The organism is Gordonia sp. NPDC003376, from assembly GCF_053589235.1.
The window spans coordinates 141,237-148,296 of the sequence record NZ_JBSFRM010000012.1 but is presented as its reverse complement, the minus strand read 5'-3'; the positions used below and the strand labels follow the sequence as shown (position 1 = coordinate 148,296).

Sequence of the window (7,060 nt, the reverse complement as noted above, 5' to 3'; positions counted from 1 at the left end):
CAACATCTTCCGATGGTTGAGCCGGGACCGAGCCGCCAGGCGAGGACCCGAGTCGAAACCCCGCAACACACCAACACCCGCCACCACCTCCGAGGTAGCCACCCCGACAACCCCGGCCGACAGAGGTTTCGACACGCCTCGTCGCTCCGCTCCTCATCGGCTCAACCACCAACCAGCGCAACATCTTCCGATAGTTGAGCCAGGACCGAGCCGCCCGACAGGCAGATGTTTCACACTCCCCGTCTGCTCAACCACCAACCAGCGCAACATCTTCCGATGGTTGAGCCGGGACCGAGCCGCCAGGCGAGGACCCGAGTCGAAACCCCGCAACACACCAACACCCGCCACCACCTCCGAGGTGGCCACCCCGACAACCCCGGCCGACGCAGGTTTCGACACGCCTCGTCGCTCCGCTCCTCATCGGCTCAACCACCCACTGCTACAGCCACTTCCGATGGCCGAGCCAGAACCGAGCCGCCCGACAGGCAGATGTTTCACACTCCCCGTCTGCTCAACCACCAACTGCTACAGGCCGATCGAGCCGGGGGACACTAACGCAGGGTCACCTGTCGGGTGCGCAGGCCGTCGCGCGAACTGCGCTCCTCGATGCCGAGATCTCCGGTCTGCGCGAGCGCGTCACCGATCCAGGTGTCGAGCTGATCGAGGGCGTCGTACCACTCCTCGTGATGGCGTTCGACGTCGAGATCGAAGACCGGCACCAACAGACCGTGGGTGCGGAACGAACCCGCGAAGCGCGAGCCCTCGCCCAGGGTGAGTCGACCCGACGCATGCAGTCGCGCAAGCGCATTCATCAGCTCGTCCTCGGATTCCGGACGAACCCAACGCAGATGGGCCTTCTCACCCGCATCCACCCACCACGGGGCGCCGACACCGCTGTCGACGTGCATCCGCGCCGACGGCAGGATGGTGTCCTTGGCGCGCTGGACCATGGTGGCGATGTCGGTGGGGATGTCGGAACCGGCGACGAACCACCAGTCGAAGTCGCCGTGGACGGTGATGTCCAGTGGCGCATCGGCTTCGAGGACATCGGTGAGAGCAGGGCCGGCCTCGGTGACGATCTGGCCTCGGTACTCGCCGCCGGGCGCGGCGTGTGCGGCCCAGTCGATCGCGGCGCCGAGTGCCGCGGAGATGTCCTCGGGTTCGGGGTCGGTCTGCAGGGCGACGATCCCCTCGGTGACGCCGCGGTTCTCACGGGTCAGTGCGCCGACGGCCCCGGGGAGCACGGTGGCGAGCACCACACGGTTGCGGGTGCCCGGCGGAACATCCACGGCGGGAGCGTCGTCGGACGGGATGACCGAGGTCAGCTCGGGCTCGGGCGGACCGGGTTCGACGAGGTCGAGGACCGCGGTGGCCGAGGAGACGAACACGCTCAGTGCGACGAGATCACATTCGGCAGCGAGACCGGCGAAGGGACGGCTCGGCTCGGCCAGTGCGGCCGCCTGCCGTGCCTTGCGTGCGGCGACGCGCTCGGCCCGATTGCTCCCGGGCCGGGGCCCACTACCGCGTTTGCTCTTCTTGCCCATCGCACAAGCTTCTCATGCGACGGTGACGAGCCATTCGCGCACCTTCTGCGGATGGTTGGTGGCGATCCACCGAACCCCGAGGTCGGCGCACAGCTGTACGTCGGGCTGTTCGTCGACGGTCCAGCAGTAGGTCACCCGCCCGGCCGCGGCGGCCCGGTCGACCAGGTCGGGATGCAGCCGCAGCGTCTCCACCGATGGCCCGATCCCGGTGGCACCGACCGCGGTGGCGGCGCTGCCGCCCAGTACACGGGCGGTGTCGCCGAGGAGGATGGTGGGCAGCATCGGCGCATGGCGTCGGATACGCCAGACCCCGGCGGAGGAGAACGAGATGACCACCGCACGGCTGTGATCGGCCGACGGCGGCCCGGCCACCCCGAACTCCTGGAGCTCGGCGAGGAGCTTCTGCTCCACCAGGCTGCCGAAGCGGACCGGATGCTTGGTCTCGATGAACAGGCGCACGGGACGACGCCAGTCCAGGGTCAGTGTCAGCAGCTCTCGCAGGGTGAGCACCTGCGCAGGAGTGCCCGCCCCGTGCCAGCTGCCGAAATCGAGTTCCCGCAGTTGGGCGAGCGTCATCTCGCTGACGGCTCCGGTGCCGTCGGAGGTGCGGTCGACGGTGCGGTCGTGGATACAGACCAGCTCGTGGTCGGCGGTCAGCCGGATGTCGCATTCGAGCCCGTCGGCCCCCTGCGTGAGGGCGAGTTCGTAGGCGCCGAGGGTGTGCTCGGGACGATCTGCCGACGCGCCGCGGTGTGCGACGACGGCGGGCGTCCCCGATCTCGAGACCTGTCCCCCGTTGGTCATGCGGCCACCACCCAGCGTCGGGCCGGGGCCGGTTGCTGCGCCTCGGCGGTGAACAGTCTGGGCAGCCGGCGGGCCGCCCAGAACGCGAATGCCGCCGACACCGCGGCGGTGACGATCACCAGGAGCAGCGCGTTGGCGCCGGTCTGGATCGATCCGGATGCCGCGGCCACCCACCAGGTGATGGCGGTGGTGACGGCGACGATGTTGACCACGGCCCAGCCGACCCACAGTCGGACGAGCCGATCCCGGGCCTGCCCGTCGACCCCGGTCGGGCCGGCCGGTCCGCCGGCGGCCATCGCCGCGGCCTCGTGCAACAGCACCGGCGCCCCGACAATATTGACCAGGGGGATCGCCGACAACACGATCACCTGCCATCGTCGACGCGGGTCCAGGTGGCCGGCGTCGGCGTAGGTGTCGGCACGCACCGCGATCAGCCAGCGGACGAACACGACGGTCGCATGGACCAGACCGCCGATGGCGAACAGTCCGGCGACCAGGACGAGCGCGGTGCTGGTCGCGATCAGCCACCCGGGCAGCGTCGTCGACCGGTTGATCACGAGCAGCAGGTAGCGGAGCAGATGTGCGAGCGCAGACGCCACGAAGATGGCACCGGCGATGTGGAAGGCACTGGTCAGCGCGGTGCCGAGCCGCGTGGAACCACGGCTGGACTCGGTCTCGTCGATCGGGGTGTCATACAGCCCCCAGGTGGGCAGATAGACGTAGCGCGGGATACGACGAGGAATCCGGACGCGCGCCGGCCGAGGCTGCGGCAGGGTGTCGGCGGGGCGTCGGGCCACCCAGCGCACGTGCCGACTGCGATACATCCGGGGCGCGCCCGCCGGATGGGTGCCCACCGGTCGGCCGACCGACGGTGACACGGGAGGCCGGGGAGACGCAGCCACCGGAGTCTGGGGATGCACCGGGGCCTGAGGATGAGAGGCCCGGGGATGCGGCGGGGCCGCCGACCCGAGCGCGGCGTAGCGGGCGACCACCGCCGACGCCTCGGCGTCGGAGGTGACGACGGTTAACGGGCCACCGCAGCGCGGGCACCGCCCACGGCCCGGACGGTGCGGTGCCTGGATACGGCACCGCGGACAGAGGTCGAGCATCGGCGTCGGACCTATCCCTGCCCGGTGACCATCGGCTTGCCGTGCTGATGCCAGGCGAGCATGCCGCCCTCGACGCAGGTCCCCGGGTAGCCGATCCGCTCGAGGTAGGCCAGCACACGCATCGAACGGCCACTGGAATGGCAGATCACGAAGAGTTCGGCGTCGGGATCGATCTCCTCGATCCGGGACGGCACCTCACCGAGCGGGATGTGCACTGCGCCGCGGACGTGGCCGGCGTCCCACTCGTCGTCCTCGCGGACGTCGAGCAGCAGCCGGTCGGCGTCGTCGCTGAAATCGTCCGGAAGTTCGGTGACCGGCACCTGTGGAATATCGCCCGTACTCACGGGATCCATGGTTGCACAGCGCCCCGATCACCGAGTGCCGCCCGGGGGAAACGTCGGCCACACCGATGCCCGGTCTGCCGTGGGATCCCCCGGCCGACGTGCCCGAACAGTCCACGTGGTATCGACTATGTCGACCTGCATAAGTTTATCCACATCCCGTTGTACACAGCCGTGATGCGGGTCACAGTCAAGGGCGCGGGTTGCGGGTCTCCCTGTGGACAATGTGGAGAAATGGCTGGACGCCACCTTCCGATTGTGACGTCGGTCACCGATTCGCCCCATATATCCGCCAGACAGTTCACGGAACTGCATTCCCGGCCGACCACAGGTCATCCACAAGCCCACCTGGGCCCTGTGGATAGATTGGGGAAAGTTGTGCACAAATGTGGATCGAAGTCGATCGGATGATCAGTGGAACCGCACGTCCTGCCATCGATGGACCGCGGTCAAGGCCCCGGTGAGAACCTGTTCGGCCAGCGCCGACGCCTCGAACTGGTCGCCGATCAGTCGGTTCAGCAGCGGTCGCGGCGCATCCACCGGCTCGATCTCGGCATCCGGGTACCGCTCGGCGACCACCGACCGCATCACACCGATACCGTCGACGAGTCCGACCTCGGCCGCCTTCTGCCCCACCCAGACGTCGCCGGAGAACACCGACGCGTCCCCAGCGGCGAGCCGCTTGCCCCGCCGCTGACGTACCCACGCCTTGAACGCCTCGTGCAGGTCACCCTGGAGCCCCTCGAGCCACGCGACGTCGTCGGGCTGCTCCGGGGAGAACGCATCCAGCCGTACCTTGTTCTCGCCGGCGAAGTGCAGGCGCCGCTCGACGCCGAAGCGTGACAGCAGGTCGCCGAAACCGAACCCGGACGACACCACACCGATCGATCCGACGATCGATGTGTGCGCGGCGTAGATCTCGTCGGCGGCGCATGCGATCCAATAGCCGCCGGACGCGACGATGTCCTCACAGAACGCCAGCACCGGAACGTTCTTCTCCGATGCGAGTTGCCGGATCCGCTCGGCGATGTACTCCGACTGTGCCGGTGAGCCGCCCGGCGAGTTGATCACGATCACCACTGCGCGCAGATGCTCGGTCCCGAATGCCCGCTTGAGTACCGGCTCCACGGATGTCGTCGTCAGGCCCCGGCCCGCTCCCGGTCCGCCGCCGTGCCCGATCGCTCCCTCGAGTCGCACCACCGCCACCTTCTCGGCTCGGTCGTGGTTCAGCTTCGCCGCGATCTTGCGCAGGGGTCCACCTCTCATCCCGCCGAGTCTAGTGATACCGGCACCCGTCCCGTGTCGCCGCAACCCCTGTCAGCGCCGTCGGGTCATCCCGATCCGGGTCATCGCAACCCGTGTCGGGACCGATCGGTCCACCTACACTGCATGGGTGCAGATCCGGTGGCTCACCGCGTTCCTCGACTTCGCCCCTGCCGAATTCGGCGACGAGGTGACCTTCTGGCGGGCCATCGCCGGCAGCACGGTCTCACCTCCGCGCGGAGCGCACCGCGAGTTCGCCACCCTCGAGCCGTTCAACGGCGACGCCCACCTGCGGGTCCAGCGAATCCAGGAGGGGCCGGGTGGCGTGCATCTCGACCTCCACGTCGACGACCCGCGACTCGCCGCGGCGGTGGCCTGCGCGGCGGGCGCGGTGACGACCGGCGATCACGGCGATCACCTGACCCTCACCTCGCCCGGCGGACTGCCGTTCTGTCTCGTCACCTGGAACGGCAGCGCTCGCCGGTCCCGTCCGATCCGATGGCCCGAGGACACCATCAGCATCATCGACCAGGTGTGCGTGGATGTGCCGGACACACAGTTCGAACGCGAACTGAACTTCTGGCAACACCTGACCGACCGCCCCCCGATCTCGACGGGCCACCCGGAACTGGTTGCGCTCGAACGTGATCAGGGGCTGGCGATCGGAATCCTGCTGCAACGAGTCGGTTCGGCGGCATCGACGACGACGGCCCACCTCGATCTCGCCACCACCTCCGTCGACGACGAGATCTCGCGCCACGAAGGTTGGGGCGCAACGGTTGTCGAAGGATTCGAGCACTGGACGGTGATGCGCGACCCGTCCGGGCGGAGGTACTGCATCACCGATCGCAATCCCCGTACCGGCGAATGACCCGGCACCGGAGTCCGAGATCCCGCCCACGACAACTCAGCCCGCGACAACTCAGCCCGCGACGAATCCGGTCAGTCGGGTGATCTCGTCGTCGAGGTCGGCCTGTGTACGCCGGTCGACCGCGACGAACATCTCCACCACCACGCCTGTGACGGCGTCGAGTCGCCAGATCCCGGCCAGCCGGCCGTCGACGAGCACGAATCCCGGCGACCGCCCGTTGGGTGTCACGGTCTCGGCGAACAGTTCGTCGTCGGCGATCCGCGAACGGTCCCCCTGGGCGACGAGGACATGGTCGAAGGGCGCGATCAGCCGCACCGGGGCCGGGCGGTCGGCGTCGACCAGGTCGAGCCCCTCGAGGTCGTAGAGCTTCTGCCCGTCCGGCCCGGAGTACTCGAGGAGTTCCCCATCGCGCTCCATCGCCTCGACGAGCGGCCGTAGTCCCCGCATTCCCGACCATGTCTGGATCGCGGCCACCGAGGCCGGGCCGAAACCGCGCAGGTACAGCCGGATCAGTTCCCGACGCGCCTCGTCATCGGCCAGGGCGGCCTCCCCGGGGCCGATCCAGTCGTCGAGGAGTCGATAGGTGGGGGTGCCACGACCGGCCCACAAGCCGCGCGGCGGGACCTGGACCAGCGGTAATCCGCTGCGGGCCAGCGCAGTCAGGGTGGTGGGGGTCTCGGCGGGAAACCGTTCGGCCAGCCGGGCACCGAGGTCGGCGACGCGCAGCGCACCGTCGGACAGCACCGTACGCGCCTCGGCGATCACGGCATCGACGTCGGCCGATACCAGCCGGCGCGCGTGGTTACGCAGTCCGACGTCGAAGGCCGATTGCGCCAGCGGCCGGATCCACCGCGCGTCCTGCCCGTCGACCAGGAAGACCGTGCCGCGCAGCAGCGCCATCCGCACCACCTCGCGCCCGGTGATCAGGGTGTCGAGCTCAGCGGGATCGAAATCCTCGATGCGCGAAAACAATCCGAAGAACGCCGCACGCGGATCCTGCGACTGCATCCCGACCAGGCGGTCGATCACCTCGATGGCGTCCTCGTCGGCGCGCGCGAGCAGGTGCTGCCGGTGCAGCAGGGTTCGGTTCCATTGCCCGGCGGTCAGGGTCTGGGGCATCGAGGGTCC

7 protein-coding genes are annotated in these 7,060 nt (G+C 69.0%); 1 reads left to right on the top strand and 6 read right to left on the bottom strand.

Translation table 11 applies throughout. The features are described 5' to 3' along the window. Positions 1–551: 551 nt before the first annotated feature. The 5 genes from ACWDUA_RS14550 to ACWDUA_RS14530 all read right to left on the bottom strand — a co-directional run bounded on the left by ACWDUA_RS14550 (position 552) and on the right by ACWDUA_RS14530 (position 5,064). Positions 552–1,544 carry a DUF5926 family protein gene (locus ACWDUA_RS14550; protein ID WP_449751711.1) on the bottom strand — a complete coding sequence of 331 codons (993 nt, stop codon included), beginning with the start codon at positions 1,542–1,544 and terminating at the stop codon, positions 552–554. A 12-nt stretch (positions 1,545–1,556) separates the two neighbouring features. Next, on the bottom strand, positions 1,557–2,348 hold the full coding sequence (locus tag ACWDUA_RS14545; RefSeq protein WP_449751710.1) for a glycerophosphodiester phosphodiesterase: 792 nt from the start codon (positions 2,346–2,348) through the stop codon (positions 1,557–1,559). After that, positions 2,345–3,202, bottom strand: coding sequence for a DUF4328 domain-containing protein (locus ACWDUA_RS14540; RefSeq protein ID WP_449751709.1), 858 nt, complete (start codon positions 3,200–3,202; stop codon positions 2,345–2,347). The genes ACWDUA_RS14545 and ACWDUA_RS14540 overlap by 4 nt, the downstream gene beginning before the upstream one ends. Before the next feature lie 266 nt (positions 3,203–3,468). Then, entirely contained in the window at positions 3,469–3,810 is a 342-nt protein-coding gene (locus ACWDUA_RS14535) for a rhodanese-like domain-containing protein (RefSeq protein WP_449751708.1), read from the bottom strand. A 399-nt stretch (positions 3,811–4,209) separates the two neighbouring features. Further along, positions 4,210–5,064, bottom strand: coding sequence for a S49 family peptidase (locus tag ACWDUA_RS14530; protein ID WP_449751707.1), 855 nt, complete (start codon positions 5,062–5,064; stop codon positions 4,210–4,212). Positions 5,065–5,191: 127 nt separating this feature from the next. Here ACWDUA_RS14530 and ACWDUA_RS14525 point away from each other — a divergent pair, with 127 nt between their 5' ends. Next, positions 5,192–5,932: a VOC family protein gene (locus ACWDUA_RS14525; protein WP_449751706.1), complete on the top strand. Its 741-nt coding sequence runs from the start codon at positions 5,192–5,194 to the stop codon at positions 5,930–5,932. A gap of 51 nt (positions 5,933–5,983) precedes the next feature. Here the strand turns inward: ACWDUA_RS14525 and ACWDUA_RS14520 are convergent, their stop codons facing one another. Next, positions 5,984–7,051 (bottom strand): winged helix DNA-binding domain-containing protein, encoded by a 1,068-nt coding sequence (locus ACWDUA_RS14520; RefSeq protein WP_449751705.1) that lies wholly within the window; start codon positions 7,049–7,051, stop codon positions 5,984–5,986. Between the last annotated feature and the right edge of the window lie 9 nt (positions 7,052–7,060).